At 64.8% G+C, this 26890-nt stretch carries 25 protein-coding genes; 13 read left to right on the top strand and 12 right to left on the bottom strand.

Annotated features, from left to right (window positions below; translation table 11 throughout):
• Positions 1 to 4: 4 nt before the first annotated feature.
• Positions 5 to 1723 carry an aldehyde dehydrogenase family protein gene (locus tag HBA99_RS22985; RefSeq protein WP_057965518.1) on the bottom strand — a complete coding sequence of 573 codons (1719 nt, stop codon included), beginning with the start codon at positions 1721 to 1723 and terminating at the stop codon, positions 5 to 7.
• A gap of 86 nt (positions 1724 to 1809) precedes the next feature.
• Here HBA99_RS22985 and HBA99_RS22980 point away from each other — a divergent pair, with 86 nt between their 5' ends.
• Together HBA99_RS22980 and HBA99_RS22975 are read left to right on the top strand one after the other, a co-directional pair.
• Positions 1810 to 2535 (top strand): TetR/AcrR family transcriptional regulator, encoded by a 726-nt coding sequence (locus HBA99_RS22980; protein ID WP_109365485.1) that lies wholly within the window; start codon positions 1810 to 1812, stop codon positions 2533 to 2535.
• A 50-nt stretch (positions 2536 to 2585) separates the two neighbouring features.
• Positions 2586 to 3398: an SDR family NAD(P)-dependent oxidoreductase gene (locus tag HBA99_RS22975; RefSeq protein WP_070951886.1), complete on the top strand. Its 813-nt coding sequence runs from the start codon at positions 2586 to 2588 to the stop codon at positions 3396 to 3398.
• On the opposite strand, the gene ilvD is transcribed toward HBA99_RS22975, so the two are convergent.
• On the bottom strand, positions 3395 to 5098 hold the full coding sequence (ilvD, locus tag HBA99_RS22970; RefSeq protein WP_070927807.1) for a dihydroxy-acid dehydratase: 1704 nt from the start codon (positions 5096 to 5098) through the stop codon (positions 3395 to 3397). The two genes, HBA99_RS22975 and ilvD, sit on opposite strands and share 4 nt — an antisense overlap.
• Before the next feature lie 109 nt (positions 5099 to 5207).
• Here ilvD and HBA99_RS22965 point away from each other — a divergent pair, with 109 nt between their 5' ends.
• The 3 genes from HBA99_RS22965 to ricR all read left to right on the top strand — a co-directional run bounded on the left by HBA99_RS22965 (position 5208) and on the right by ricR (position 7603).
• The gene (locus HBA99_RS22965) at positions 5208 to 6590 is read left to right on the top strand and encodes a WS/DGAT/MGAT family O-acyltransferase (RefSeq protein ID WP_078284797.1); all 1383 of its coding nucleotides are present in this window, start codon (positions 5208 to 5210) and stop codon (positions 6588 to 6590) included.
• 74 nt (positions 6591 to 6664) lie between these two features.
• Positions 6665 to 7294 carry a DUF305 domain-containing protein gene (locus tag HBA99_RS22960; protein ID WP_030097376.1) on the top strand — a complete coding sequence of 210 codons (630 nt, stop codon included), beginning with the start codon at positions 6665 to 6667 and terminating at the stop codon, positions 7292 to 7294.
• A gap of 6 nt (positions 7295 to 7300) precedes the next feature.
• Positions 7301 to 7603: a copper-sensing transcriptional repressor RicR gene (ricR, locus tag HBA99_RS22955; protein ID WP_030097375.1), complete on the top strand. Its 303-nt coding sequence runs from the start codon at positions 7301 to 7303 to the stop codon at positions 7601 to 7603.
• Here ricR and HBA99_RS22950 read toward each other — a convergent pair.
• Entirely contained in the window at positions 7600 to 8202 is a 603-nt protein-coding gene (locus HBA99_RS22950; RefSeq protein ID WP_057965514.1) for an SACE_7040 family transcriptional regulator, read from the bottom strand. The two genes, ricR and HBA99_RS22950, sit on opposite strands and share 4 nt — an antisense overlap.
• A gap of 101 nt (positions 8203 to 8303) precedes the next feature.
• Here HBA99_RS22950 and HBA99_RS22945 point away from each other — a divergent pair, with 101 nt between their 5' ends.
• From HBA99_RS22945 to HBA99_RS22930, 4 genes are all read left to right on the top strand, one after another.
• A complete protein-coding gene (locus HBA99_RS22945; RefSeq protein ID WP_057967258.1) occupies positions 8304 to 9881 on the top strand; it encodes a carboxyl transferase domain-containing protein in 1578 nt (525 codons plus the stop codon).
• An 88-nt stretch (positions 9882 to 9969) separates the two neighbouring features.
• Positions 9970 to 11928, top strand: a complete 1959-nt coding sequence (locus tag HBA99_RS22940) for an acetyl/propionyl/methylcrotonyl-CoA carboxylase subunit alpha (protein WP_064409896.1) — start codon at positions 9970 to 9972, stop codon at positions 11926 to 11928.
• Positions 11925 to 13085, top strand: coding sequence for an acyl-CoA dehydrogenase family protein (locus HBA99_RS22935; RefSeq protein WP_070921197.1), 1161 nt, complete (start codon positions 11925 to 11927; stop codon positions 13083 to 13085). The genes HBA99_RS22940 and HBA99_RS22935 overlap by 4 nt, the downstream gene beginning before the upstream one ends.
• Positions 13086 to 13532: 447 nt before the next feature.
• On the top strand, positions 13533 to 14312 hold the full coding sequence (locus tag HBA99_RS22930) for a L,D-transpeptidase (protein ID WP_202692842.1): 780 nt from the start codon (positions 13533 to 13535) through the stop codon (positions 14310 to 14312).
• A gap of 60 nt (positions 14313 to 14372) precedes the next feature.
• Here the strand turns inward: HBA99_RS22930 and HBA99_RS22925 are convergent, their stop codons facing one another.
• Positions 14373 to 16355 (bottom strand): M13 family metallopeptidase, encoded by a 1983-nt coding sequence (locus HBA99_RS22925; protein WP_070951888.1) that lies wholly within the window; start codon positions 16353 to 16355, stop codon positions 14373 to 14375.
• A 126-nt stretch (positions 16356 to 16481) separates the two neighbouring features.
• Between HBA99_RS22925 and HBA99_RS22920 the strand changes: the two genes are divergently transcribed.
• A complete protein-coding gene (locus tag HBA99_RS22920) occupies positions 16482 to 16961 on the top strand; it encodes a hypothetical protein (protein ID WP_070952404.1) in 480 nt (159 codons plus the stop codon).
• The gene (locus HBA99_RS22915; protein ID WP_070951889.1) at positions 16958 to 17671 is read left to right on the top strand and encodes a hypothetical protein; all 714 of its coding nucleotides are present in this window, start codon (positions 16958 to 16960) and stop codon (positions 17669 to 17671) included. The genes HBA99_RS22920 and HBA99_RS22915 overlap by 4 nt, the downstream gene beginning before the upstream one ends.
• Here HBA99_RS22915 and HBA99_RS22910 read toward each other — a convergent pair.
• Complete coding sequence (locus tag HBA99_RS22910) at positions 17668 to 18087, bottom strand: CoA-binding protein (protein ID WP_070932200.1); 420 nt, start codon at positions 18085 to 18087, stop codon at positions 17668 to 17670. The two genes, HBA99_RS22915 and HBA99_RS22910, sit on opposite strands and share 4 nt — an antisense overlap.
• Positions 18088 to 18166: 79 nt before the next feature.
• Between HBA99_RS22910 and HBA99_RS22905 the strand changes: the two genes are divergently transcribed.
• Positions 18167 to 19402: a GNAT family N-acetyltransferase gene (locus HBA99_RS22905; protein WP_070951890.1), complete on the top strand. Its 1236-nt coding sequence runs from the start codon at positions 18167 to 18169 to the stop codon at positions 19400 to 19402.
• Here the strand turns inward: HBA99_RS22905 and HBA99_RS22900 are convergent, their stop codons facing one another.
• The 3 genes from HBA99_RS22900 to HBA99_RS22890 all read right to left on the bottom strand — a co-directional run bounded on the left by HBA99_RS22900 (position 19403) and on the right by HBA99_RS22890 (position 23257).
• A complete protein-coding gene (locus HBA99_RS22900; RefSeq protein WP_030097364.1) occupies positions 19403 to 19846 on the bottom strand; it encodes a CD225/dispanin family protein in 444 nt (147 codons plus the stop codon).
• Positions 19847 to 19955: 109 nt separating this feature from the next.
• Positions 19956 to 20486 (bottom strand): helix-turn-helix domain-containing protein, encoded by a 531-nt coding sequence (locus HBA99_RS22895; RefSeq protein ID WP_030097363.1) that lies wholly within the window; start codon positions 20484 to 20486, stop codon positions 19956 to 19958.
• Entirely contained in the window at positions 20483 to 23257 is a 2775-nt protein-coding gene (locus tag HBA99_RS22890) for an MMPL family transporter (protein ID WP_070951891.1), read from the bottom strand. Before HBA99_RS22890 ends, HBA99_RS22895 begins: the two co-directional genes overlap by 4 nt.
• Before the next feature lie 353 nt (positions 23258 to 23610).
• Between HBA99_RS22890 and HBA99_RS22885 the strand changes: the two genes are divergently transcribed.
• Positions 23611 to 24363: a hemophore-related protein gene (locus HBA99_RS22885; protein ID WP_070951892.1), complete on the top strand. Its 753-nt coding sequence runs from the start codon at positions 23611 to 23613 to the stop codon at positions 24361 to 24363.
• Between the two features lie 84 nt (positions 24364 to 24447).
• On the opposite strand, the gene HBA99_RS24965 is transcribed toward HBA99_RS22885, so the two are convergent.
• The 4 genes from HBA99_RS24965 to HBA99_RS22870 all read right to left on the bottom strand — a co-directional run bounded on the left by HBA99_RS24965 (position 24448) and on the right by HBA99_RS22870 (position 26866).
• Complete coding sequence (locus HBA99_RS24965) at positions 24448 to 24573, bottom strand: hypothetical protein (RefSeq protein ID WP_070911797.1); 126 nt, start codon at positions 24571 to 24573, stop codon at positions 24448 to 24450.
• Between the two features lie 66 nt (positions 24574 to 24639).
• Positions 24640 to 25032, bottom strand: a complete 393-nt coding sequence (locus tag HBA99_RS22880) for a DUF3054 domain-containing protein (RefSeq protein ID WP_057967248.1) — start codon at positions 25030 to 25032, stop codon at positions 24640 to 24642.
• A gap of 30 nt (positions 25033 to 25062) precedes the next feature.
• The gene (locus HBA99_RS22875; RefSeq protein ID WP_070951893.1) at positions 25063 to 25602 is read right to left on the bottom strand and encodes a YceI family protein; all 540 of its coding nucleotides are present in this window, start codon (positions 25600 to 25602) and stop codon (positions 25063 to 25065) included.
• A 55-nt stretch (positions 25603 to 25657) separates the two neighbouring features.
• Positions 25658 to 26866 (bottom strand): lysylphosphatidylglycerol synthase transmembrane domain-containing protein, encoded by a 1209-nt coding sequence (locus tag HBA99_RS22870; RefSeq protein WP_057965505.1) that lies wholly within the window; start codon positions 26864 to 26866, stop codon positions 25658 to 25660.
• Positions 26867 to 26890: the final 24 nt, after the last annotated feature.

Genomic DNA, 26890 nt, shown 5'->3' with positions numbered 1-26890 from the left:
GACCTCAGCCGCGTAGCGCGGAGATGAAGATCCGAGGCACTTTCAGCAGGCTGGGCTTACCGGCGAAGTCCACCAGCAGTTCGCCGGTGCCCGCCGCTGTGGCATTGCTCACGAACCACGGTGGCTTCGGGGACAGGGCCCATTCGCCATGTGCAAAGGACCGAGGGAACGGCCGGAAGGGGCCGCGGACCACGGTACGTTCCGGCTTCTCGACCAGGAAGCCGTTGTGTACCACGCCGATCCCGCTTTGTACGTCGTTGAGCACGTGGCCGGGGAATGCGCCCCACGTCGCGGAGGGGGTCAGATATCCCACCCCGGTCCAGGCGTTGATCGCGACGGTGCCGTACCGCAGGTCTTCGACCAAGGTGTCGAAATGCGATCCCAGCGCCTTGATGGTGTCGGGGTGCGCGAGCACGTTCACGCCGAGCGTTCCGACGAACTCGTCATTGGCCACCCGTGCGGCCTCCTGCAGGAAGAGGGCTCCGTCCGGGTCATTGGCGACATCGAGTTCGATGACGCCCAGGACGGGCCCGAAGTACTCGGTACGCAGCAGAGCCGTGCGGTCCTCCGGATCGACCACGAGCACGCGCGCGCCGTTCTGTCCGAGGCGCTCGGCGTCGGGGTAGGACTGTTGCGCACCGGCCACCCGGTCATCTGAACCGGGGTAGTAGGCAGGACGGGACGGCGCCTCGTCGACGGCCTTGCGCAGCGCGGCGAGGAACTCTTGGCGCTGCGGCCATGCCTTCGAGAGCACCACGACCTGCGAGGCGATGCAGTTGTAGCCGTTGTTGTGTAACCGCTGGGTGGCGATGTGCCGGGTCTGGAACTCGATATCGGAGGAGCTCCACTGGCCGGGTACCACGATGGTCGGCGAAACCCCGCCGAGTTCGCTGGTGATGGCCTTGTCCAGGACCGGCTGGTTGGCGGCCTTGCGCTGCGCGCCTTCCTCGCCGGTGCCGAACACGATCGCGTCGTGGGTGACCGAGCTGCCGGTCATATGGACGTGATCGACCAGCTGATGGTGCACCAGATAGGTGCCGACATCGGCGCCGCCGGTCAGGATGCGTACCGCGCCGATCGCGATGAAGGGCTGCAGCACCTGGGTGAACACCGGCAGCAGTGGATCGGTGATGGGGTTGAGCTTGAGGGCCACCACGCGGTTATTCGCGAAAAGTTCGTACAGGGTGTCCAGGGGCGCGATCGAGGTTATGTTGCCTGCGCCGAGCACCGCGCCGACACCTTGGGTGCGGCTGGGGTCACGCTGCGCCAGGCCGGCTGTGCGCAACGCCTCGGCCTTATCCACGCCGGGCTGCAACCACAGCTCAGCGCTGAACCCGGACAGCAGCAGCTTGTCGAAGATGTTGAGCGGCAACACCGAAACCGTCGTACGACCGCCGGGAGTGACACCGAATTCGGCGCCTTGAAGCGGGCTTTGCCCAGCTTGGAGCTGCTCCAGGCTGGCGATCAGGGAAGCGATGGCCCCCGCCACGGCGTACGGGCCCGAGATCCATTCCTCGCCGACCAGGGGAGATTCCGGGTCGAGCTTCTTGATCTGGAATGCCGCCGCCTGCACCCACTGGTGCGCATTGTCGATCACGCGCTGGCGGGTGTCCGCCAACAAGCGCAAACGATCTGCCAACGAGGTTTTGGCCCAGGCCTTTTCGCCTTCGGTCAAGTCCTGCAGGGCTTGGTCGACGGGGGATTCGATCTGTACGTCGGTCATGGATGTCAGCTCGCGCTCTAATCGAAGTCGGGTGGTGATGTGTTCGGTGGGTCACATGGTACGTGACGTACCACCCCATTGCTAGAGTGAGCTTCGTGCAGCCCGACAGCCAAGAACTCCCAGCTGGCAGGTGGGATGGCCAGCGCGAACGGCGCCGGGCCGAGTTCGTCGAGGCCGCCCTTGCCGCCATTGCCGAGCACGGTCCGCAGACGTCCACGGAGCAGATCGCGGTCTATGTGGGGGTCACCCGAACAAAGCTCTACCGGCACTTCGACGGCGCCGCGGACTTACAGCGCGCCGTGGCTCGGCGGGCCGGCGACATGATCATCGCTGAGCTTGCACCCGTATGGCAGCCGCTCGGCTCGATGGCACAGATCATCGAGGCAGGTATCGGTGCGTACGTCCGTTTCCTGGTTGGGCACCGCAACCTGTATCGGTATCTTGCGCGATGCTCACTTTCGGAGGGCTCGGATGCGCCCGATGCCATTGCCGATATCAAAATGTCTGCAGGACTGCATCTTTCGCGGGTATTTGCGGTGTACCTCGAAGCGTTCGGGGTTGACACCGATGCCGAGCTGCTGGCGATGGGCATTGTCGGGATGGCCGAGACCTCGGTGAGTTACTGGTTGGACCAGCCAGGGCAGACCTCACAAGAACGGTTGATCGAGAGCCTGGTTCGGCGCATCTGGCTCATCGTGGAGGACAGCTTGCGTGCGGGCGGTGTCTACCTCGATAGCGAGGAGCCACTGCCAGAACCCGGGGAAATCGCTCGGAACGTGCAGCGTTACCGAGATCCCGCACGCCTCCCGTAGCGCCGAAGATTTCTGATGTCGCCGCATCGCCAGCGACATAGGCTCAGTAGGTGCTTCCCTCCCCGCGCGCCGACGCCGCAGTCTTGATCACCGGAGCCTCATCGGGCATTGGCGAAGAACTCGCACGAGAATTCGCCCGGCGTGGTTATCCCGTGGTGCTGGTGGCGCGGCGTGCCGATCGGCTACGTGGGCTGGCCGAGAGCCTGGGACAGTCTGCTCACGTACTGCCCGTTGATCTTTCGAATGCCCAGGAGCGCGGTCAATTGCCTCAGCGCGTGGCGCGGCTTGGACTCGCGGTTGACGTGCTGGTCAACAATGCCGGGCTGAGTACGGCGGGGCCCGTGGCCGAATCCGACCCCGCCGCCGAGCTCAACCTGGTGGAGGTGGACGTCAGTGCGGTGGTGGATCTCTGCTCGCGCTTTGTGCCGCAGATGGTGGCACGCGGCAGAGGGGTCGTGCTCAACCTCGGCTCGGTCGGCGCCTTCGGCCCGCTGCCCGGGCAAGCCGCCTATGGGGCCGCGAAGGCATTCGTGGTCTCCTACACCCACGCGCTGAATGAAGAGCTGCGCGGGACAGGCGTCCGCGCCGCCACGCTGTGTCCGGGTCCGGTGAAGACGGGATTCGGTGCGGCGGTGGGAATCTCCGACGAGGACGCCGAAGCCGCGATGCCCAAGGTCATGTGGGTGGACGCGGCGACCGTTGCCAGGACGGCGGTCGATGGATTGACAGCGGGCAAGACGGTGATCGTGCCCGGTCTGGCCAACCGCATCGGCGCAGCCGCCAACCATCTGCTTCCGCGCGGATTACTCACCCGGATGGTGGCGCGTAGCCATCCCGCGCTCAAGAGAGGCCGGAAGGCTTAGCCGCAGACCGCTCCGACAGCAGCCGACTGCACCAGCTTGGTGTACTTGGCCAGCACCCCGGTCTTGTACCGCGGCGGCAGCGGTTCGAATCCCTCACGGCGCGAGGCAATTTCGGACTCGTCGACCAGGAGATCCAGCTTTCCGTTGGCAACGTCGAGGCGGATACGGTCACCGTCCTTGACGAATGCGATGGGGCCACCGTCGACGGCCTCAGGCGCGATATGCCCGACGCACAGACCGGTGGTACCGCCGGAGAATCGGCCGTCCGTCATCAGCAGCACGTCCTTGCCGAGGCCGGCACCCTTGATCGCACCGGTGATGGCCAGCATCTCGCGCATACCGGGCCCGCCCTTGGGGCCCTCGTAGCGGATGACGACGACGTCGCCGTGCGTGATGGTGCCATCCTCCAAGGCGTCGAGTGCTGCCCGCTCCCGCTCGAAAACCCTTGCAGTGCCCTCGAAAACATCGGACTCGAAACCCGCCGACTTGACCACGGCGCCCTCCGGCGCCAGTGTGCCGTGCAGGATGGTGATGCCACCTGTCGGGTGGATCGGGTTGTTCATGGCGCGCAACACCTTGCCATCCGGGTCCGGCGGCGCGATGTGTGCGAGATTCTCGGCCATGGTCTTGCCGGTGACCGTCAGGCAGTCGCCGTGCAGCAGGCCCGCGTCCAGGAGCGCGCGCATCACCACGGGCACGCCACCGATCTCGTCGACGTCCTTCATCACGTGACGGCCGAAGGGCTTCACGTCGGCCAGGTGCGGAACCTTGTGGCCGATGCGGGTGAAGTCATCCAGGGACAGCGGCACCTCTGCCTCACGGGCGATGGCCAGCAGGTGCAAAACCGCATTGGTGGACCCGCCGAACGCCATCACCACGGCGATGGCGTTCTCGAAGGCCTCCTTGGTGAGGATGTCGCGCGCGGTTATCCCGCGGCGCAACATCTCGACGACGGCCTCCCCGGACTTGCGTGCGTACTCCTCGCGACGCTTGTCGATGGCGACGGGAGAAGCACTGCCCGGCAACGACATGCCGAGTGCCTCGGCGGCGCTGGCCATGGTGTTGGCGGTGTACATACCGCCACAGGCTCCTTCGCCCGGACAGATGGCGCGTTCGATGATGTCGACGTCCTCACGCGACATCAGACCGCGTGCGCACGCACCGACCGCCTCGAAGGCGTCGATGATGGTGACTTCCTTTTCGGTGCCGTCGGTCAGCTTGGCCTTGCCGGGCATGATCGAACCGTTGTAGAAGAACACCGAGGCCAGGTCCAGACGCGCCGCGGCCATGAGCATCCCGGGGATGGACTTGTCGCATCCGGCCAGCAGCACGGAGCCGTCCAGCCGCTCCGCCTGCATCACGGTCTCGACACTGTCGGCGATGACCTCGCGGGACACCAGCGAGAAGTGCATGCCCTCGTGGCCCATCGAGATGCCGTCGGACACCGAGATGGTGCCGAACTCCAGCGGATAACCTCCGGCCGCGTGCACACCCTCCTTGACCGACTGGGCCAGGCGCTGCAGCGACATGTTGCACGGGGTGATCTCGTTCCACGACGAACCGACGCCAATCTGTGGCTTCACCCAGTCGTCGTCGCCCATGCCTACGGCGCGCAGCATCCCGCGGGCGGCAGTCTTCTCCAGACCATCGGTGACGTCGCGACTACGCGGCTTGATATCAGGTGCGTCGTGGGCTGACATGCGCCTAAGTATCCCCGGCGGCTACTTAGCCGGTCAAAGGGGATTCGCTCTTCGCGCCAGCAGCTCATCGCTGCGGATTCCGCCTCCGGAAGCCGAGCAAAGTGGCAGCATGACCGCCATGCCATTCATGCCGGTCAGCGACTCGATGTTTCTCATCGGGGAGACGCGGGAACATCCCTTCCACGTCGGCGGCCTACAGCTGTTCAAACCGCCCGTTGATGCAGGCCCGGATTATGCCGAGGTGTTCTACGAACAGCTGATGTCCACCACCGAGGTGTCGTCGGACTTCCGCAAACGACCCGGGCAGCCGCTGGCGGTGATGGGCAACCTCACCTGGATCATCGACGACGAGATCGACTGGGAGTACCACGTGCGCCGTTCGGCGCTGCCGCGCCCGGCACGGGTGCGTGAACTGCTGACCGTCACCTCACGGTGGCACAGCTCCCCGCTGGACCGGCACCGGCCGCTATGGGAAATGCATGTGGTGGAAGGGCTTTCGGACGGGCGTCTGGCTGTCTACACGAAGATGCACCACGCCGTCATCGACGGTGTCGGTGCCTTGCGCATGATGATGCGCTCGCTCTCCGATGATCCCGATGCGCGTGACTGCCAGGCCGTGTGGGCCCCGGCCAAGCGGCGCGCGAAGAGCAGCATCGTGAGCACCACCAACACCTCGGCGCTGGACCTCGTCAAGGGAGCCGCCGGCGCCGTGCGGCAGGTTGTGTCGATTCCGCCCGGTCTGCTCAAGTACGGACGCCACGCGCTGTCGGACCCACAGCTCGTCAGGCCGTTGTCGGCCCCGCACACCATGCTGAATGTCTCGATCGGAGGCGCCCGGCGCTTCGCGGCGCAAACCTGGTCGATGACACGGATCAAGGAGGCGGGCAAAGCCCTGGGGGGAACCGTCAACGATGTGGTGCTGGCCATGTGCGCCGGTGCGTTGCGCACGTATCTGGAGGAGCAGAACGCGCTACCCGACAAGCCGCTCATCGCGATGTGCCCGGTGTCGATCCGGGCCGAGGGGGACCAGAACGCGGGGAACTCGATCACCGCGCTGCTGGCCAACCTGGCGACCGACAAGCCCGATCCGCTGGAGCGGTTCAGTGCGATCCGCGACTCGGTGCAGGCCGCCAAGTCGGTGCTCTCGGAGATGACACCCATGCAGCGGATGCTGGTTGGCGCGCTCAATGGAGCTCCTGCGCTGAGCGGCGCCGTCCCGGGTTTGGTGGACCGGGCGGCTCCCGCATTCAACGTGATCATTTCTAATGTCCCGGGCCCCCGCACCGATATGTTCTGGAACGGGTTCGAGATGGACGGGTGCTACCCGGCGTCGATTCCGATCGACGGAGTGGCGTTGAACATCACGTGCACCAGCAGCGGGTCGGCGATGCACTTCGGATTGACCGGGTGCCGCACCAGCGTGCCGCATCTGCAGCGGATTTTGACCCATCTAGAGGAGGCGCTGACCCAGCTGGAGGAGTCCGTCGTTTAGCGCGTTGTACCCGCGAGGGGTATACCCTCTCGCGATCTCGTACCCTACGGGGGTATCTGAGCTACGATAGTGGCATGCGAAACCGAACTCGGACTGCGATCCTCGCCGGCGCTGCTGCTGCGGTGCTGATTCTGTCGGCGTGTAGCTCGGACAAAAAGGGTGATGAGACGAAGTCCGAGCATTCAGGTCATTCCGGCATGCCGGGCATGACGACGACGCTCGATACCAACCCCGCGACGGCTCCGTCCGATCACAACGACGCTGATGTGACGTTTGCCCAACAGATGATCATGCATCACCAGCAGGCCGTCGAGATGTCGAAGTTGACCGAGGGGCGCACCGCCAACCCGGCGGTACTGGAGCTCGCGAACAACATTCAGACGGCACAGCAGCCCGAGATCGACACCTTCACCGAGTGGCTCACCAGCTGGGGTCAGCCGCTCATGCCGGAGGGGCATGACCCCGCCGGACACATGCCTGGCATGGTGGACACGCCGGTATTGGACCGGATGAAGACCCTCAACGGCGAGGTTTTCGACCAGCTGTGGCTGCAGTCGATGATCGCTCACCATCAGGGTGCCGTCGCCATGTCGAATGCGGAACTCTCCGGAGGCCAGTACCCTTCGGCAAAGCAGTTGGCGCAAAAGATCATCGATAATCAGCAGCCTGAGATCGACACGATGCAAGGCCTCCTCAAGGGATAAATGGACATGAGCACCAAGACTTCGACTCCACACGGTTACTCGCTGAAAAAGGATGACTACGCCAAGCGGCTCCTGCGTATCGAGGGGCAGGTGCGTGGCATCGCCAAGATGATCGACGAGGACAAGTACTGCATCGACGTGCTGACCCAGATCAGCGCCGCGCAGAGCGCGCTGCGCTCGGTCGCGCTTGGGCTCCTCGACGAGCACCTCGGTCACTGCGTCTCCAATGCCGTTGCCTCTGGCGGCGCCGACGCCGACGAGAAACTGGCCGAGGCCTCCGCGGCGATTGCCCGGCTGGTTCGCAGCTAGGAGCCGAGCGCGGCAACCACCATCTGCCGCAGCACCGCTCGCGTCTGAGTGGGCGCTGATCGACCGGCGCTGTAGGGCGTGGAGTTCATCAGGCCGAATGCGGCATGCGCCTTGATGCGCGCATCCGACTCGTCGAGCTCGCCATCGATCTGGCAGAGCACCTGGACCCAGGCTTCCACGTACCGGCGCTGATATTGGCGCACCTGACGCCGCGCGTTTTCCGGTAGCGAGTCAAGATCGCGGTCCTGCACCCGGATCAGATCGCTCTCGTTGAGCGCGAAGTCGAGGTGGAAATCGATGAGACCCGAGAGTGCCTCTGACGCTCCGGCTGCCGCCTCGACGACGTCGGTTCCCCCGGCGAGAAGCCGGCGGCTCACGTCGGTGAGCAGGTCCACCAGCAGGGCTTCCTTGTTGGGGAAGTGCCGGTATATCGCCGGGCCGCTAATCCCCACGGCCGAGCCGAGATCTTCCAGGCGCACCCGCGCATATCCGCGCATGGCCACCAGCCGGGCCGCGGCCTGCAGCAGCTGATCCCGGCGATCGGCTTTGGCACGTTCGCGTTTGTTCGGGGTTTCCGACTCGGGTACCAGGTTGGTCATCACACCTCCTCGGCGGCGCGCTCTAGACAAATCAGTTAATGGAGATTATCTTAATTCAAGTTAATCCTCATTAACTGAAACTTCAGACTTCGGAGCTGGGTATGACTCTGGTTGGTGAGCAGAACAGGGCCGAGCATGCCCGACTGGTCGGCGAGCTGCGGGAGCGGCTCGCACGCGCCGCGCTCGGCGGCAGTGAACAGTCCCGGCAGCGGCATGTGGACCGCGGCAAGCTCCTGCCGCGCGACCGCGTCGAGGCGCTGCTCGACCCGGGCAGCCCGTTCCTGGAGCTATCACCACTGGCGGCGAACGGCATGTACGACGACGATGCGCCCGGAGCCAGCATGATCGCCGGCATCGGCCGCGTCTCGGGGCGCGAATGCGTGATTGCCGCCAACGATGCGACGGTCAAGGGCGGCACGTACTACCCGATGACGGTCAAGAAGCATCTGCGCGCCCAGGAAATCGCACTGCAGAACCGGCTCCCCTGTATCTACCTGGTGGACTCCGGTGGCGCCTTCCTGCCCAAGCAAGACGAGGTGTTCCCGGATCGCGAGCACTTCGGCAGGATCTTCTACAACCAGGCCACCATGAGCGCCAAGGGAGTTCCGCAGATCGCGGCGGTGCTGGGTAGTTGCACCGCCGGTGGCGCGTACGTGCCGGCGATGAGCGACGAAGCCGTCATCGTGCGCAAGCAGGGCACGATCTTCTTGGGTGGCCCGCCGCTGGTGAAGGCCGCCACGGGTGAGGTGGTGACCGCCGAGGAGCTCGGCGGCGGCGACCTGCATTCGCGTACCTCGGGTGTGACCGATCATCTGGCAGCCGATGACAAGGATGCATTGCGGATCGTGCGCCGCATCGTGTCGACGCTAGCGCCCAAGGTCGAGGCGCCCTGGCCGATCACCGAAACAATTGCCCCAGAGCGCGATCCGGGCACCCTGTACGACGTGGTGCCCACCGATCCGCGCATCCCCTACGACGTCCACGAGGTGATTGTGCGGCTCGTGGACGGCGGCACCTTCACCGAGTTCAAGGCGGAGTACGGAAAATCGCTCGTGACGGGAACCGCACGGCTGCACGGACACCCGGTCGGAATCATCGCGAACAACGGGGTGCTGTTCGCCGAAAGTGCCATGAAGGCTGCGCATTTCATCGAACTGTGCGATCAGCGACGCATACCGCTGGTGTTTCTGCAGAACATCTCCGGATTCATGGTGGGCCGCGATTACGAGGCCGCCGGCATCGCCAAGCACGGGGCGAAGATGGTCACCGCCGTCGCGTGTGCGCGCGTGCCCAAGCTGACGGTGGTCATCGGTGGCTCCTACGGGGCCGGCAACTACTCGATGTGCGGGCGCGCGTACTCGCCGCGGTTCCTGTGGATGTGGCCAAATGCACGCATCTCGGTGATGGGCGGTGAGCAGGCCGCCTCGGTGCTTGCGACGGTGCGCGCCGATCAAAGCGCGGCGTCGGGCAAGGAGTTCACCGAGGACGAGCAGGAAGCGTTCAAGGCGCCCATACGCGAACAGTATGAACGGCAAGGTAATCCGTACTACTCGACAGCGCGGCTGTGGGACGACGGCGTGATCGACCCTGCCGACACGCGCACAGTGCTCGGGCTGGCGCTCGGAATCTGCGCCAACGCACCACTTGAACCCGTTTCCTACGGCGTCTTCCGGATGTGACAGTGATGTGGGGGTACTCCCCCGCGAGCGGGAGGTGCCCCCACCCGCTTGCGGGAGCCGTTTACACGAAAAACAGAAGGTGCGGCCAGTGATTCGTTCAGTGCTTATCGCCAACCGCGGTGAGATCGCGGTACGCATCGCATCCACGTTGCGGACCATGGGGATTCGATCGATCGCCGTCTACACCGACGGGGACACCGATCATCTCGGTGCCTGCGACACCGCGGTGTACCTCGGCGCGGAATCCGCGGGCTACCTCGACATCGACGCGATCATCAGCGCCGCCAAACAGGCCGGCGCCGACGCTGTCCATCCCGGATACGGATTTGTCTCGGAGAACGCCGATTTTGTTCGCGCGTGTCAGTCGGCGGGCATCGTCTTCGTCGGGCCGCCCGCCGAAGCGATGGACGCCATGGGCGACAAGATCAGAGCCAAGGACACCGTTGCCGCGGCCGGCGAGCCGGTTGTGCCGGGCAGCGTCGGTGCACTCTCGGATGAAGAGCTGGTTGTCACCGCCGAGAAAATCGGGACCCCGCTGATCATCAAGCCGTCCGCTGGCGGCGGTGGCAAGGGCATGCGCGTGGTGCACGATCTGAAGCAGATGCCCGACGCGCTGATCGCATCCCGGCGCGAGGCCACCGCGATCTTCGGCGACAACACCTTGCTCGTCGAGCGTTATCTGGCCCGCCCCAGGCATATTGAGGTTCAGGTCTTCGGTGATACCCACGGCAATGTGGTGCACCTGGGCGAGCGTGAGTGCAGTCTGCAGCGGCGGCACCAGAAGGTGATCGAAGAAGCACCCTCACCACTGTTGACCGCGCAGCTGCGGGCTGCGATGGGCGAGACCGCATGCCAGATCGCGCGCAGCGTTGGATATTTCGGCGCCGGAACCGTCGAGTTCATTCTGGACAGCGATGCTCCCGAGTCCTACTACTTCATGGAGATGAACACGCGGCTTCAGGTGGAGCATCCGGTCACCGAGATGGTGACGGGGATCGACCTGGTGCAGTGGCAGATCCTGGTCGCGGCCGGTGAACGCCTCCCGTTGACGCAAGAACAGATCTCGCTCAGCGGCCATGCGATAGAAGCGCGGGTGTACGCCGAAGACCCGGCCCGTGAGTTCCTTCCGACCGGAGGAACGGTTGCGCTGGCGCGTTTTTCGAGTAGTGCGCGCACGGACACGGCATTGTCGACTGGTTCGGTGGTGGGTTCGCGGTTCGACCCGATGCTGGCCAAGGTCATTGTGCACGCGCACGACCGCGCCACCGCACTGGCCGACGCCGACCGGGCCCTTGCCCACACCCAGGTACTCGGTGTGGGTACCAATATCGACTTCTTGCGCGCGCTGGTCACGAATCCCGTCGTGATATCCGGAGACATCGACACGGCGCTGCTCGACAAGATCGCGTCCGAATATCGTCCGCCCGTCGTTCCGCATTGGGTGTGGGTGGCTGCGGCGGCCCTGCTGGACGGCGAGTCGGAATCCGGAACATTGTGGAACAGCAAGTCCGGGTGGCGTATTGGGGAACACGCGCCGCGTTCGTACCGGCTGCGCATCGGAGAGACCATCGAACTGGTCCAGCTCTGGGGTGACCCGGTGGCCGAGGTCAGCATCGGAGACGGCGAGCGCACTTCTGCCCGGGCGCATCGCGCCCCGGGGCAGGTGAGTGTCGAATTCGCCGGCCAGCTGTACCGCGCGAACGCCGCACAGGCCGGCAGCGCGGCGTGGATCGCCACCGAAGAAGGAACCTGGCACGCCGATATCGCGCCGGAACCCCGGTTGCGGCACCACGACGGTGAAGACGAGGACGGCGAGATCCGGAGCTCGATGCCCGGGCTCGTGCGGGTGGTGTCGGTGAACACGGGTGCCGTTGTCGAGCGCGACGCCCCGGTGGTGGTGGTCGAGGCCATGAAGATGGAACACACCCTGCGCGCCCCGATCACCGGAACCGTGACCGTCGCGGTGGCCGTCGGCGACCAAGTGGCCGTCGACCAACTCCTGGCTACCATCCACCCCGTTATCAACCCCGAGGAGGGGAAGGCATGACATTCAGCACCGCGGAACTGCCCGACGAGTACGAGTCGCTACGTAAAACCGTTGAAGAATTTGCGAATTCGGTGGTCGCGCCGGTGGCCGCCCATCATGACGCCACCAAGACCTTTCCTTATGCGGTGGTGGCGCAGATGGGTGAGATGGGGCTGTTCGGTCTGCCCTTCCCCGAGGAGTACGGCGGAATGGGTGGTGACTACTTCGCGCTGTGCCTGACGCTGGAAGAACTGGCCCGGGTGGACCAGAGCGTGGCCATCACCCTCGAGGCTGCCGTGTCCCTGGGTGCCATGCCTATCTACCGATTCGGGAACGAGGAGCAGAAGCAGCGCTGGCTTCCGGCGCTTGCCTCCGGAAAATCCTTGGCCGCCTTCGGCTTGACCGAACCCGGTGGTGGCACCGACATCCCCGGGTCGATTCGTACCCGGGCCGTCGAGGATGACGGCAGCTGGGTCATCAACGGCTCCAAGGCATTCATCACCAATTCCGGAACCGATATCACCGCGGTGGTGGGTGTTGCGGCAGTGACCGGACGTTCGGCGGACGGATCGCCAGAGATCTCGGTCATTCACGTACCTTCAGGTGCACCGGGATTCACCGTCGAGCCCGGGTACGACAAGGTCGGTTGGAATGCCTCGGACACTCATCCGCTGAGCTTCGACGATGTGCGGGTGCCCTACGAGAATCTGCTGGGTGAGCGTGGCCGCGGTTACGCCGGATTCTTGCGGATCCTCGATGAGGGGCGAATCGCCATCGCGGCATTGGCAACCGGTGCCGCACAGGGATGCGTCGACGAAAGCCTGCGGTACGCCAGCAGCCGTCCGGCCTTCGGTAGCGCGATCATCGACTATCAGTCGGTGTCGTTCAAGATCGCCCGGATGCAGGCGCGCGCGCACACGGCCCGGCTGGCCTACTACCACGCTGCCGCCCTGCTGCTGGCCGGAAAGCCGTTCAAGACCGAGGCTTCGATTGCCAAGCTGGTGGCCAGCGAGGCGGCGATGGACAACGCGCGGGATGCCACCCAGATCTTCGGGGGAGCGGGATTCATGAACGAGTCACCGGTCGCTCGTCAGTATCGCGACAGCAAGATCCTCGAGATCGGCGAGGGCACGAGCGAGGTGCAGCTGATGCTCATCGCCCGCGCGTTGAGCCGGTAGCCTGTCGGAGTACTTAGCTGGCTAGGTGAGCTGGGCTTCCGCGACGGTCGCCCAGCGCGCTGAGTCACATCAGGTACCCCCACGGGGTTATGAATGTGACCTTTTCTAATCAACGGCGATAAGGCCTGGTCAAGACGTATTTTCTTGAGCCGGTGAAACATCGTGTTGCCTGGTGGCGACGAACCCTATGACACACTGGATGTGTCGCGTCTACAGGAGTGAGCATGCTTGTCTTAACTCGTTGGTCCCGGCGCGCCCTCATCAGCGGTATCTGTGTTGCAGGACTGCTGGGTGCTGGCGTGGTTCCTGCCTTCGCAGAGCCGGGTGACCCCGGCGATCCGGGTATTCAAGAACCGCCCCGCCGCCGCCGTTCGAGCTGCCGCCGCCCCGCCGCTGCCGTGGGGAGCTGCCGCCGCCACCCCACCTGACGCGCCGCCTCCCGGCGAGATTCCGCCGGCTCCGGCGCCGACCACGCCGCCTCCCGGGGCGCCCCCGACGGGCGATGTGCCGCCGCTGCCGGTGGGCCTGTTGAAGAACTCGCCCAACAATGGCGATGTCGTTGGTGTGGCTCAGCCGGTGACGATTGTCTTCGCGGCTCCGGTGACGGACAAGAAGGCCGCTGAGGCCGCCGTGAAGATCACCACGTCCAAGCCCGCGCCGGGATATTTCTACTGGTACACCGATCAGCAGCTGCGCTGGAAGCCCACCCAGTTCTGGCCCGCGAACACCGATGTGAACGTGAATGCCGGCGGAACCAAGTGGAGCTTCAAGGTCGGTGACGCCTTCGTGTCGACAGTCGACGATGCCACCTTCACGATGACGGTGACCCGCAACGGGGTTGTGGAACGCACCATGCCCATGTCAATGGGTAAGCACGACAAGAAGCACGAGACGAAGAACGGCACCTATTACGTCAGCGAGAAGTTCCAGAAGATGGTGATGGACTCGTCAACGTACGGGGTGCCGACGACCTCGCCTGAGGGCTACAAGCTCGACGTGTTCTGGGCTACCCGGTTGTCCAACTCCGGCATCTTCGTCCATGCGGCCCCATGGTCGGTGGGCGATCAGGGTAAGCGCGATGTGAGCCACGGCTGCATCAACCTGAGCACCGACAACGCCACCTGGTACTTCAACCAGTCCCACCCTGGTGATCCGGTGATCGTGAAGAACTCGCCCGGTGGCCCGTACAAGGACTACGACGGCTACGACGACTGGCAGCGCTTCTAGATTTCCTAGCGCACGAGAAAGCCCCCGGCCACTGGCCGGGGGCTTTCTCGTCGGGGGAGCTCAGCTCCAGATGCGTACGCGCTGATCGGCTTCCAGGAACAGCTCGTCCTCGGTGTTCAGCTCGAAGGCTTCGTAGAACGCGTCGATGTTGCGCACCACACCGTTGCAGCGGAATTCAGGCGGCGAGTGCGGGTCTACCGATAGACGCCGAATGGCCTCAGCCTCGCGGGCCTTTGTGCGCCATACCTGCGCCCAGCCGAAGAAGACCCGCTGTGCTCCGGTGAGTCCGTCGATGACCGGAGCCGGGTTGCCGCGCAGCGAGATCTCGTAGGCCAGTAGCGCGATCGAGAGACCGCCCAGATCGCCGATGTTCTCGCCGACGGTAAACGCACCGTTCACGTGCTGATCGGAGAGCTCGCGGGGCACAAAATCGTCGTACTGCTTGATCAACGCCGTTGTGCGCACACCGAATTCGTCGCGGTCGGTATCGGTCCACCAGTTGACCAGGTTGCCGTCGCCGTCGTATTTGGAACCCTGGTCGTCGAATCCATGGCCTATCTCGTGGCCGATGACGGCACCGATGCCACCGTAGTTGGCGGCGTCATCGGCGTCCGCATCAAAGAAGGGCGGCTGCAGAATCGCTGCGGGAAAGACGATTTCGTTCATGCCCGGGTTGTAGTAGGCGTTCACGGTCTGCGGGGTCATGAACCACTCGTCACGATCGACGGGTCCGGCCAACTTGGCCAGGCCACGGTCGCATTCGGCGGCCGTCGCGCGGCGGACATTCCCCAGCAGGTCATCGCGCCGGATGGCGATGGTCGAATAGTCACGCCACGTGGCGGGGTAGCCGATCTTCGGGGTGAACTTGTCGAGCTTCTGCAGCGCGCGTTCACGGGTCTCCGGCGTCATCCACGCCAGGTCGGTGATGCTGACCCGATAGGCCTCGCGCAGGTTATCGACGAGAACCTCCATGCGCGCCTTGGCATTCGGCGGGAAGTGGCGCTCGACATAGAGCTGGCCCACGGCCTCGCCGAGTAATGACTCGACCACCGCGACGCCGCGCTTCCAGCGGTCGCGAATCTGCTCGGTGCCGGACAACGTGCGTCCGTAGAAGTCAAAGTTCTCTGCCACCAGCGGTTCGGTGAGGTATGCCGCGCGGGCACAGATGAGCCGCCAGCTTGCCCATTGCTTCCAATCACTCAACGGCTCCGAGGCCCAGAGGCCGGCGAAGGCGGTCAGGTAGTCGGGCTGTCGCACCACCAGTTCGGTGACTTGGCCGGTGGTGGCACCCAGCCCGGAGATCCATCCGTCCCAATCGAATCCGGGGGCGGTGTGTTCCAGGTCCGCGAACCGCACCAGGTTGTAGCTCAGCTCGGCATCGCGCCGCTTCACCACGTCCCAGTGCGCTGCGGCGATCTTGGTCTCCAGCGCGAGGATCCGGTCGGCGGTATCGGCGTGGTCACCCTCGCCGTACACGAGCGTGAACATGGTGGCGATATGGGCGCGATACGCCTCGCGCGTCGCCGCGTGCTGCTCCTCCCGGTAGTAGGACTCATCGGGCAGGCCCAGGCCGGACTGGCTGATGTGCAGGAGATAGCGGGAGGAATCCTTGGCGTCGGTGTCCACGTAGCAGCCCACCCCGCTGCCGGCCCCGGCCCGCTGCAACGTACCCATGACAGCGGCCAGCGCGGTGACATCGGCTGCCGAGGTGATCCCGTCCAGCTCCTGATGAAGCGGTGCCAGGCCGACAGCTGCCACGGTCTCGATGTCCATGAAGCTCGCGAACAGGTCGCCGATCTTCTGCGCCTCGGTACCTTCGGGTGCGCCCGAGTCGGCGGCCTCCGTGATGATCCCGCGCACCTGCTCTTCGGCGCGGTCGAACAGAGTTCGGAAGGCGCCGTCGACGGCACGGTCGGCCGGAATTGAGTACTCAGCGAGCCAGCGCCCATTGACGTGGCCGAACAGGTCATCCTGCGGGCGGATGGATTCGTCACGGTGGCTCAGGTCGATACCGGATTTTGGCAGCACGGATTCTGTCGTCACCCGTCCATGGTGGCACGGGTCGCTAGGGTGAGGCCCGTGAGCAAAGAGGCCCCGGCAACCAGCCAAGGCAGCGCAGACGGACCCGTCTTCTCCCGGTACGGCGTGCTGTCGGCCGTTCTCGGCGCGATCACGGTTGTTGCTGTGGTGCTTTCGGTCTTCGTCGTTGCCGGTCATCGCAGCCAAGCGGCCCGTGACCGCTACGACTCGCGCGTGCTTGATACCGCGGTGACCTGGGTCAACACCCTGATCAACATGAAGAAGAGCAATGTCGACTCCAGCGTGCAGATGCTGCAGGACGGTACCGCTGGGCAGCTCAGCGATCATCTGGGGGAGATGCTCGCGGGCGTCGTGAAGCTCGCGCGAACGGTCGATGCCGACGCGGCGGGAGAGATCGATGCGGTGGCCATTGACAGGGTCGGCGCGAGAATTCCCGATGAGGATATCGGCCTGCCTTCCGTGGAGCGGTTGGATCGCGTCATGGTGGTGGCCACGTCGGTGACGCGTGACGCCGATGCCGCCCCGAAGGTCAATCAATGGCACCTCCGGCTTGCGGTGTCCAAGGTTGGGGACCAGTTGCTGGTCACTGGTCTGGAGCTGTTGCGATGAGCCGTAATGCAGTGCGGGTCATCATCTTTGACCTACTGGCGCCTTTGGTCACGATGCTGGCGATTGTCGAACTCGGCGTGATACTGCGCTGGCCCACCTGGTGGGTGGTGGTGTGTACGGCATCGTGTCTGCTTATCGCTCAAGGTCTGGCCGTGAACGCCTATCTGGCCCGACGTGACTCGGTGACCGTCGGCACCGACGATGACGGGCCGGCGCTGCGTACCGGAATCGTCGCACTGACCACGATTTCGGTGTTGGCGGTCGCGGTCGTGGGGTACCGGCATTGGACGGTTCCCGACCGGGAGGGGAACGCGGACCGCGCGGCGGTGACCGACGTCGTCGCGACGGTGGCCGGGGCGGTGGTGAATTTTGCCCCGGGTAGCCCGGATTCCTACGTGGGCAAGGCCACCGAGCATATGACGGAAGGGCAGAGGCAGTCCTTCACACGTGACTTCGACAGGGCCACTGCCGAGCTCAAGGCCAAGGGAATCTCGCAGCAGGGTGAGATCATCTCGGTTGGCATCGAAGCCCTGGGACCCGAAGACGCCGTGACCGCCACCCTGGTGCGACGCACGAGCGTTGCCGCGAAAGCGCAACCCGAAGAGTCGGTGCTGGCACTGCGGATGACCCTCGCCAAGCGTGATGGCCGCTGGCTCGTGGACAACATCGCACCGATCGACCGGATCGGGGCGCAGCCGCCCAGGGGCTAACGCGAACTGATACGAGCGAATTCGATTTCGGTACAGCGGTCCATGACAACCCGCAGCCCCGCATCGGTGGCCTTGTTCGCGGCGTCGATGTCGACGAGATCGAGCTGGAACCAGAGTGTGCGTGCCCCGATGTCGATGGCCTCCTGGGTGATGCCCGCCAATTCCTCGCGGCGGCGGAACACATCGACCAGGTCGGGTGTCTCCGGCAGCGCCGCAAGGCTCGGGTAGACCGTCTGGCCGTCGAGCTCGGAGAGCGTCGGATTCACCAACAAGATTCGGTAGGGACTGTGCGTGGCCAGATAGCGGTAGACGCCGTGACTCGGCCGGTCCGGATTGGCCGAAATACCAACGATGGCAACGGTCTTAGTTTCGAGCAGTATCTCGGCGATTGCCGTGTCATCGGGGGCAGTCCACACCGCGGTTCCTTCCTGCTGGCCCGTGGCACGCCGAAAACTCAAGTGACAGGCCTTGGCATGGCACGGTAGACATGGGTATGTGTCTGAGCTGACCCTACGCACCATTCAAGACGAGGACGACTACCAGTCGTACGTGAGCTTCGCGTACTCCGTGTTCCTGCAGGATCCCCAGCAGGACGAGATAGCGGCCAGCCGCAAATTCACCGAGCTGGACCGCATGATCGGATTCCACAACGGGCGCAAGTGGGTGGCGACGGCGGGTGCATACAGCCGTCACGTGGTGCTACCGGGCGGAACGGTCGCACCTGTCGCCGCCATCACCGCCGTCACGGTGGCGCCAACGCATCGGCGTCGCGGTCTGTTGACCGCGATGATGCGCCGTCAACTGGAGGACGTCCGCTCGCGCGGTGAGGCCATCGCCATGCTGTTCGCCTCGGAAGCGTTGATCTACGGCCGATTTGGTTATGGAGTCGCGACGGAAGCCGCGGAATTATCTGGCCGGGTCAAGGAGCTGTCTTTCCGGCCGGATGTGGATCTGGGCGACGGCACCCTGGAGGAAGTCGACGCCGCCACCTTCCTGGCATCGGCCCCTGCTGTGTATGACGGCGCCATCGCCGAACTGCCCGGCCAAATGTCCCGTACGCCCGAATGGTGGGCGATCTGGACGCTGGATAACGAGGAACGCCAGAAGGAGTCCGGCAAGATCCGCTTCGTCCTGCACTACGAATCCGATGGAACAGTCAGCGGATTCGCCATCTATCGGCCGAAACCGGGGTGGGGCGACGCAGGCCCCGACGCGGAGCTGCATGTGCAAGAGGTGCTGGGTGCCAACCCACGCGCCTACGCGCGGACGTGGCGCTACCTGCTGGATATGGATCTGGTGCGCAAGATCAAATATCACGGCGCATCGGTACATGAGGAGCTGCGCTACCTGGTGGCGAACCACCCTGCACTGGAATGCGCTGTGAGCGACGCGATCCACGTGCGATTGGTCGATATTGCGAAGGCGCTGTCGCAGCGGCGCTACGCCACCGAGGTGGACGTGGTGCTGGAGGTCACCGACGAATTCCTGCCAGAGAATTCGGGACGTTACCGTCTGCGCGGCAGTCTGACCGGTGCCAGCTGCGAAATCACCACGGCGGACGCCGATATCGCGTTGACCGTGCGCGATCTCGGGTCCGTCTACATGGGTGGGGTCAGCCTGCGGGCACTGGCCAGGGCAGGATTGGTCAGAGAACTTCGAACAGGTGCGGTGCAACGGGCCGCGATTGCATTCGGCTGGCCCGTCGCACCTAGTGCACCCGATGACTTCTAACTAGTTGTCGCGACCGGGACGGCCCATCGGGCCCGGGCCGTTCCATCCGTCGTCATCCCAGGTGCGGTGCCAGCCGCCGTGGTGTCCCCAGCCGCCACCGCCGCCACCGTGCGTGTGCCACCAGATGGCGCATGCGATCCGGAAGGCGATGAACAGGAACAGCAGCACCAGGCCGGTCAGCAGGGCGATCTTGCCGAGGAGCTTGGCGCGATCCGAGGATTCCTGCGCGCGGTCGTACTGGCCGGTGAGCCAGTACTGGGTGACATTCAGTGCATTGGTAAATGCGCTGAACGCCAACGGCCAGAAGAAGACAATGGAGGCCACTGCCCAGCCGACATTGGTGGGGGGAGGCTTCGGAACTCCCGCGGAGGCCGTCGGTGCGGGCGGGGGCGCGGGCGTCGAAATGGCGCCGGTAGGTTCGTCAGTTTTCGTCTCGTCGGTCATGGCACGAGGTTAGGCCGATTTCAGGCGGGCTGCCATAACGATCGGACAGCTCTCAGGGAACTGACATTGGTTACGCAGGTACCCGGATGTAACGCGATGTGCCCGGTGGCTATCCGCGGGGACGGGTGCGCCCGAACCGCCGGGCTACCCGGCGCATCCGCACCAGCATCGCGACCGTGGGGCTGGTTGTGCCTGCCAGGTACGAGGAGAGTTCGCCGCTTGAAACACCTATGCGGGAAGCAAACTCGGCCTGGCGCAGACCGGATGCCTCGAACAGCAGGTTGATCTCGTTGGCTGCTTCTCGTTGCTCGGCTTCGGCAAGGTTGTCGCGCGCCCGGGTGAGGACTTCTTGCAGCACGGTCGAAATGCCGTAGAGCTCATCGGCGCCCACGACTTCCTCAACCTGGCGTGCGGTTCGTCCGAAGGGATCGCGCTTGAGCGCGTGGACTATCGCCTGCCAATCGGAAAGGTCACCACTTTGCAGGGCGTCGAGTATCTCGGAGGTGGTCCAGTGGGTGACCGGCTTGTCGCTGCGCGCCGGCTGCTCGGCGTGAGCGGAACCGGAGCCGATGTCGCCGGAACCCGAAGGCTCATCGGGCACTTCGGGGGAGACGGCTGGAGCGTCGCTCGTGACCGTCACCTCGCATCCTCCAACATCGCAACCGCCACGGACAGGCACTGCCTGCGTACCGCGGGGCATTCCATTGCACCGTCGCCGGGCTTCGGGTCAGCGAGCCGTCGCACCAGCTGACTGGAAACCCACCTCTGATTGGACTGTACACAGTAATGCTGATCGAGACCGGCGAGGACCTTTGCCGCAGTTTGCGGTTCCATCAGCGATGCGAGCCTGGCGAACTCGGTGTAATCGCGTTCGGCGTTGCGGCGCATCAACAACAGTCCTTGCATGCGCAGTGCTTCAGCGTCGGTGGGTACGACACACTTTTGTCCCGTCGGCAGCTTTACCTGGGTGATTTCGACCGGTGTCACTCGCGAGAGGGGACCTGGCATGGCGACAGTGTCGGCATCGGATCCGTTTTTGCCGGCCTGCAGTGCCTCCAGCGCCACAGTCAAGTTGTCACGCCAGCGGTCCACGAGCACCGACTGGGCATCGGGTGCGGCGACGGTGCCGCCATCGGCGAGCCGCTTGAGCCGGGCCGCCGAGACAGCGATGGCGTGGTAGTCGATGCGCGGTTCCTCGAGTCCGGATCCCTGAAGTCGCAGGGCGCTCTCGGTATGCGGGCCCGGAAGCTCGTCGACACACGGGGTTTCGAAATCCACGGTGGGCAGTACCCGATCCAGCCACCCCGGAAGCCACCAGTTGCGCTGGTTGAACATTGCCATCAGCGCCGGTACCAGCACCAAGCGCACCACCGTCGCATCGACGGCGATGGCCACGGCGCACGCGACGCCGAGCTGGGCGACCAACGGCATTCCGGCGAAGGCAAATCCGATGAACACCGCGATCATGATCAGCGCCGCGCTGGTGATGGTGCGCGCGCTCGTGCGTACGCCAAACGAAACCGCGTCGGCGCAATCACCGGTGCGCAGATAGCGCTCGCGCACGCGTGCCAGCAGGAAAATCTCGTAATCCATGGTGAGACCGAAGGTCAGTGCGAGCGCTAACGGCGGGATGCTGCTGTCGATGTTGGCCTTGTGGAAGCCCAGGAATTCCAGCCATCCCCATTGGAAGACAATCACCAGGCTGCCGTAAGCGGCGGCGACGGAGAGCACCGTCATCACCACGCCCTTGAGCGCCAGCACCGGCGAGCGCAGCGTGGCCAGCAGCATGACGAATGCCAGGACACAGACGAAAGCGAACACTCCCAGCAGTGCGTGTTCCACCCTGTTGTCGTAGTCGAACAGCAGCGCAGTAGGCCCGCCGACGCTGATATCGGCACCCGAATTCTTGAGCGCATCGGGCACATTTGCGCGCAGCCAGCTGACGGTGTCGCGGGCGGCGTTCGCCTCGGGGTCCACCGACAGTACTGCCGAGATCAGTGCGTCATGCCCGCCCGTGGAGAAGATCGGATCGGAGACCCGCGCGATATTGGGGGCCTGCGCGATTGTCTCCTTCGCGTTCTCGAGGGCTTGCCCATGCTGAGGATCTTGCGCGTTGCCGTCGAAAGTGAGCAGTATCTGTACCGGTCCGAGCGCGCCCGGTCCCATTGCGACGGCCGCAGCGTCGATGCCCCGTCGGATCTCATGGGACGAATCGAATTGGCGCAACATGCTATTGGAGACCTGCATGTGCAGACTCGGTGCGGCCAGTGCGAGCAAGAAAATCGAAGCGCCCAGCGCGGATAGCCAGGGCCGGCGCATAACCTCTTGGGTCCACTTGCGCCAGAATGGAATTGAATGTTTGCGTAGCGGTGAGAGGCGTAGGAATCGGGACTGGTTGGCTGCGGCCTTACCGAAGATGGCGAGCAGTGCGGGCATCAGTGTGGTGGAGCTGAGAACGGCGATCGCGACGACGATGATGGCGCCGGAGGCCATCGATGCCAACGCGGGGGTTCCGATCAAGTAGATGCCGGCGAGGGCGGCGATCACAGTCAGGCCGGAGAATGTGACGGTGAGCCCGGAGGTGGCCATCGCCGCCGCGATCGCCTCCTGCCGGTTCTTCCCCGAGTTCAGCTCCTCGCGGTATCGCATGAGGATGAAAAGGGAGTAGTCCACCGCGACGGCGAGGCCGATCATGGTCACCGTCGGCAGGGCGAATACCGAGATAGTGGTGATGTTGGACAGCGCGAGGACGATCGCGACGCTCAACGCGACCGTGCACAGGCCCAGGAGCAAGGGCAAGGAGGCCGCGGCCAGCGAGCCGAACGCGGCGATCAGCACGATCAGGATGACCGGGATGTTCCACTTCTCGGCCTGCTTGATATCCCCGGCGATCTGTTCGGTCATCGCGGCGCCCAGCGCACCTTGGCCGATGACATAGAGGGAGACGCGGCCACCGGCGATCTGCCCGGGCTCACCGCCGTGCACACCTATCTTCTTGCGAAGGTCCTTGGCAATGTCTGTCGCGCCGGTGTTATCGAAGCCGATCCGCAGGGTGACGACGAACGGGCGATCCGGTTGCGGCGTCAGCTGCGGGGGGATGGGCTCGACCGAGACCTGAGGGATCTGCGCCGCCACCTGCTTGAGGTAGTCGACGGCGGCAGTCATATCGGCGACGGTCGCATCGGGCCGGGGCGCGGCGACCAGCGCCAGCGGGGAGGCGCCGTGATTACGGAACCCGGTCTCCATCGCGTCATGAACCTTTAGCGACTGCGAACCGGCGACCTCGAAACCACCACCGGTGAGCTTTTCTCCATGACTGGCTACCAGGCCCGCCGCGGAGGCAATAAGAATCAGCCAGACAGCGACCGTCAACCACCTATACCTGCGAAGGTAGTCGCTGGTGCGCATCATGACTGACTGCACGATGGTTCCTGTCGTTCGGTGTGACGCACGCAGTCTCCTGTGGCGTGGTCGTGATGCTACAGCAACGCGACCAACCTCGCCCCCTGTCTATATATATCCCGGCAACCTGCGATGACACGCTTACTAACAGCCTGCCTTGGCGAAAAACCAGTGGTGGCTGGACATGCTTTTCGCGCTCCCTGGCAACGTTGCACTGAGCTGAAAATAGGATCTTGAAATTCAGAATCTGGCCGACGATAAAGAGTGGGTAACGCTCTGGTCACTACGCGCGTGCGTGTTTCGAAATGGCGCCGAATTTCGATACGTTGGCTGTAATCCCCCAACCAAGTAGGAGGAATGTCATGTCAGCCACAACCTCGCGGCGCACGGCCTACGGCTTGCTGAGCGCAGGTGTTCTCGCTGGCGGGCTCGCGATGAGCGCCCTGGCACCGATTGCCGCGGCCGAACCAATCCCCCCGGCCCCCGCCCCGGCTCCGGCGGCCCCCGTCGCACCGGCACCCGCCCCGAACGCCGCCGCACCTGCCGCGGCGACGGTGACTCCTGCCACACCCACGCCGGATGGATGCCAGGCCAGCAAGATGACCAAGACCGTCGGCAACGTGGTGCAGAACGCCGCGGGCTACCTGGAGCAGCATCCCGACGTCGATGCGGCTTTCACCGAGATCAAGGCGGCCCCGCAGGATCAGATCGCCGCGAAGACGCAGAGTTATCTGGTGTCGCGGCCCGATGTGGCCGGTTCGCTCGGTGGCATCGCCGCACCGCTCAATGACCTGCGCACCAAGTGCGGTCTGCCGCTGGACCTGGCCCAGGTGGTCAATGGTGGCGGACTGAACCCGGCCGCGATGGGCGTCAACCCCGCGCTGCTGACCGCGCTGTCGCAGAACCCGGCGGCGCAGCAGGTGGCGCAGAACCCGGCCGCGCAGGCTCTCGTGCAGAACCCGGCAGTGCAGTCCGCGATTCAGAACCAGGCACCGGCTGCCAACTTCCCGCAGGGCCCCGGTCCCGCGCCCGGACCGGCCCCGGCCCCGGCCGCTGTCGCTCCGGCTCCGGCCGGCCCGGTGGGCACAGGTCCCGCGCCCGGTCCGCGCGTCTAAGGGCGCATACGTCATTCGAGTGCGAGTCTCGCGCGGATTTCCCTGGAGATATCCGCGCGAGGCTCGCACTCGGTGTTTGAGGGGCTAGCGGGTCAAGGCTTCCGGGCCCGCCGCGGGGGCGATATCGTCATGACGATTGAGGTACCGCACAGAGAGCAGTACTGCGGCGTAACCGGCGAGGGGCACCAGCACGGCGGCGAAACCTTCCATGCAGCCAGCTTGCGGGTGCGCCGGCCGTGTATCCAAGCGCGTTGACGAGATCCTGACGGCGAGGTCTCAGCTTTTTGACGTGCGGTTCGCGATGACACGCCATCCCAGCAGAAGTAGGGCAGTCACCAGCGAGGCGACGATGACAAAGCTGAACGCCACGCCCTGGTTGCTCAGGCGGCGCAAGATCATCCCGAACAGCACCGTGCAGACCCACACCGCGATGCCGGTGTGGGCGACGGATGTCGGTCGCGACCAACCCCGGCTCAGCAGCCAACCGGCTCCGGCGCCCGACAAGAACGGCCACGCCGTCTCCCACACACCCACCAGCGTGATGCCTTCGGCGTGGCTGCGCCGGCCGATGGTGCAGAAGACCAAGACGCCGATGACATCCAGTACCAGGGAGAGCAGTACGGATGTCACCGGCGCTTGGGGTGACGAATTCTGTTGCACGCTGGGCATTCCCCGACCGTAGCGGGTGCCGTGCGGCGATCAGTTGGAGGGTGCCTCCGGGTGACCGGCTTCGATGTTGAAGGTCAGCGTGACCTTTTCACCGACCAGTCCGGCACCGCCGGTGACGCCGAAGTCGCCGCGGTTGATCTCGGTGCTGGCTTCGAAGCCGGCGACAGCGCCACCCTGCGCTCCGGGGCCGACGCCCTCCAGGGACAGGTTCAGCGAGACCGGCTGGGTGACGCCGTGCAGGGTCAGTTCACCATCGACGATGTAGTCGTCACCGTCGGCACGCACCGAGGTGGAGCGGTAGGTGGCGGTGGGGTGGTTGTCGGTGTCGAAGAAGTCGGCCGAACGCAGGTGGCCGTCGCGCTGGTCGTTGCGGGTGTCGACAGAGGCCACGTTGATGGTGGCCGATACCGAGGGAGTGCCGTCCTCGGCGACGGTGATGTCACCGCTGAAGTCGGTAAACGAGCCGCGAACCTTCGAAACGCCCAGGTGGCGTACGGAGAAGGTGATGTCTGAGTGAACCGAGTCGATGATCCAGGTTCCAGGGGCGAGAACTGGCGTGGTGGTGGTCATGAATGCTCCTCAAAGTTGGGGTAGGACATTCATGCCAACCGGACCACAGTCCGCTTTATTTCGGGGGATCGGAAGAATTTTTTGGCGGGTCGGCTGGACGAGCGTCAGGCGCGGGTTCGGGCTCCTTGGATGGGCTCGGCGTGGCGTCGGGGTCGATCTGGCTCTCGTTGCGGAAGAGGAAGAAGAAGATGACCCAGCCGATCGCGGAGATGAAAATCCAGCTGACTGCGCGGTAGATGAGCATGGCGGAGATCGCGTCGGGCAGCGTCATCCCGGAGGACACCAGACCGGGAACCAGGAAGGCCTCCACCACCAGGAGGCCACCGGGCATGAGTGGGAGCGAACCGGCGGCACGTGCCGCGGCATAGGCAACCATGACACCGACCAGGGAGGGGCGGCTGCCCACGGCGTAGGCCGCGAAGGCCAGGCACGCCACGTCGGCGATCCAGTTGAACAGCGACCAGCCGAACGCCTCGCCGAGGGCCCGCCGGGTCAGCGTCACCGCTTCCATCTGCTTGAGGATCTCGCGCCAGCGCGCCACCCCCATCATCGGCGGCTTACCGCGAACATCGTTGACCCAGCGAAGGACTCGCACCCCGATGCCGTCGAGCATCTCCGGTCGCGATGCGACCGCCTGCGCGAGGAGCAAGATGGCCAATAGTCCGCCGATGCTGAAGATCAGCGAGAACGGGTTGGTTTTGGCACCCAACAGGAATGCCCCGCCCAATCCCAGGATCGCCAAACCCACCGCCTGTAGCACCCCGGACATCACCAACTGCCAGGACGCCACGACCGGGGTCGCGCCCCAGAGTCGCTGCTGCCGATAGATAAAGGTGGCCGAGAGTACGGGTCCGCCGGGCAATGTGGTGCTCAACGCGTTGCCGGCGTAGAACGCGGCCTCAGAGCGCCATTGACGTATCTTCACGCCCGCCGAACGCAGCAGCGTGCGCTGGATCTGCGCGAAGCTGTGCATCGAGGCCATCGCCGCGAACGCTGCCGCCAGCACCCACCACGGGTTGGCGGTCTTGAGGCTGCGCCAGGCCGATGCCAGCTGATCGGAGACGAATCCGATTTCCACCGCGAGCACGATGGCGAGGACCACGAGGACCGCCCAGCGGATCCACCAGTACTTTCCCCGCTGCTTGATGACGGGTTGGGGTGCGGTATCCGCTTCGGGATCGTCCGGGCATGAAGCCGGACCGCTTCCTTCGGGCGGCGTACAGCCGCCGTCGAGTGGGTCACGGTCATCGGGCACGGGCACCACAGTAACGGCGCGGACTGGCCACTT

The sequence above is a fragment of the Mycobacteroides chelonae genome, assembly GCF_016767715.1.
GTDB lineage: Bacteria > Actinomycetota > Actinomycetes > Mycobacteriales > Mycobacteriaceae > Mycobacterium > Mycobacterium gwanakae.
Note: the sequence above shows the minus strand (reverse complement) of the source record. Positions and strands in the feature narration are given on the sequence as shown.

What these genes read in the sequence shown, in the direction of transcription:
- HBA99_RS22985 (WP_057965518.1), bottom strand. Translation starts at nt 1,723, where the DNA reads ATGACCGACGTACAGATCGAATCCCCCGTCGACCAAGCCCTGCAGGAC.
- ilvD (WP_070927807.1), bottom strand. Translation starts at nt 5,098, where the DNA reads ATGTCAGCCCACGACGCACCTGATATCAAGCCGCGTAGTCGCGACGTC.
- HBA99_RS22965 (WP_078284797.1), top strand. Translation starts at nt 5,208, where the DNA reads ATGACCGCCATGCCATTCATGCCGGTCAGCGACTCGATGTTTCTCATC.
- HBA99_RS22960 (WP_030097376.1), top strand. Translation starts at nt 6,665, where the DNA reads ATGCGAAACCGAACTCGGACTGCGATCCTCGCCGGCGCTGCTGCTGCG.
- ricR (WP_030097375.1), top strand. Translation starts at nt 7,301, where the DNA reads ATGAGCACCAAGACTTCGACTCCACACGGTTACTCGCTGAAAAAGGAT.
- HBA99_RS22950 (WP_057965514.1), bottom strand. Translation starts at nt 8,202, where the DNA reads ATGACCAACCTGGTACCCGAGTCGGAAACCCCGAACAAACGCGAACGT.
- HBA99_RS22945 (WP_057967258.1), top strand. Translation starts at nt 8,304, where the DNA reads ATGACTCTGGTTGGTGAGCAGAACAGGGCCGAGCATGCCCGACTGGTC.
- HBA99_RS22935 (WP_070921197.1), top strand. Translation starts at nt 11,925, where the DNA reads ATGACATTCAGCACCGCGGAACTGCCCGACGAGTACGAGTCGCTACGT.
- HBA99_RS22915 (WP_070951889.1), top strand. Translation starts at nt 16,958, where the DNA reads ATGAGCCGTAATGCAGTGCGGGTCATCATCTTTGACCTACTGGCGCCT.
- HBA99_RS22900 (WP_030097364.1), bottom strand. Translation starts at nt 19,846, where the DNA reads ATGACCGACGAGACGAAAACTGACGAACCTACCGGCGCCATTTCGACG.
- HBA99_RS22890 (WP_070951891.1), bottom strand. Translation starts at nt 23,257, where the DNA reads ATGATGCGCACCAGCGACTACCTTCGCAGGTATAGGTGGTTGACGGTC.
- HBA99_RS22885 (WP_070951892.1), top strand. Translation starts at nt 23,611, where the DNA reads ATGTCAGCCACAACCTCGCGGCGCACGGCCTACGGCTTGCTGAGCGCA.
- HBA99_RS24965 (WP_070911797.1), bottom strand. Translation starts at nt 24,573, where the DNA reads ATGGAAGGTTTCGCCGCCGTGCTGGTGCCCCTCGCCGGTTACGCCGCA.
- HBA99_RS22880 (WP_057967248.1), bottom strand. Translation starts at nt 25,032, where the DNA reads ATGCCCAGCGTGCAACAGAATTCGTCACCCCAAGCGCCGGTGACATCC.
- HBA99_RS22875 (WP_070951893.1), bottom strand. Translation starts at nt 25,602, where the DNA reads ATGACCACCACCACGCCAGTTCTCGCCCCTGGAACCTGGATCATCGAC.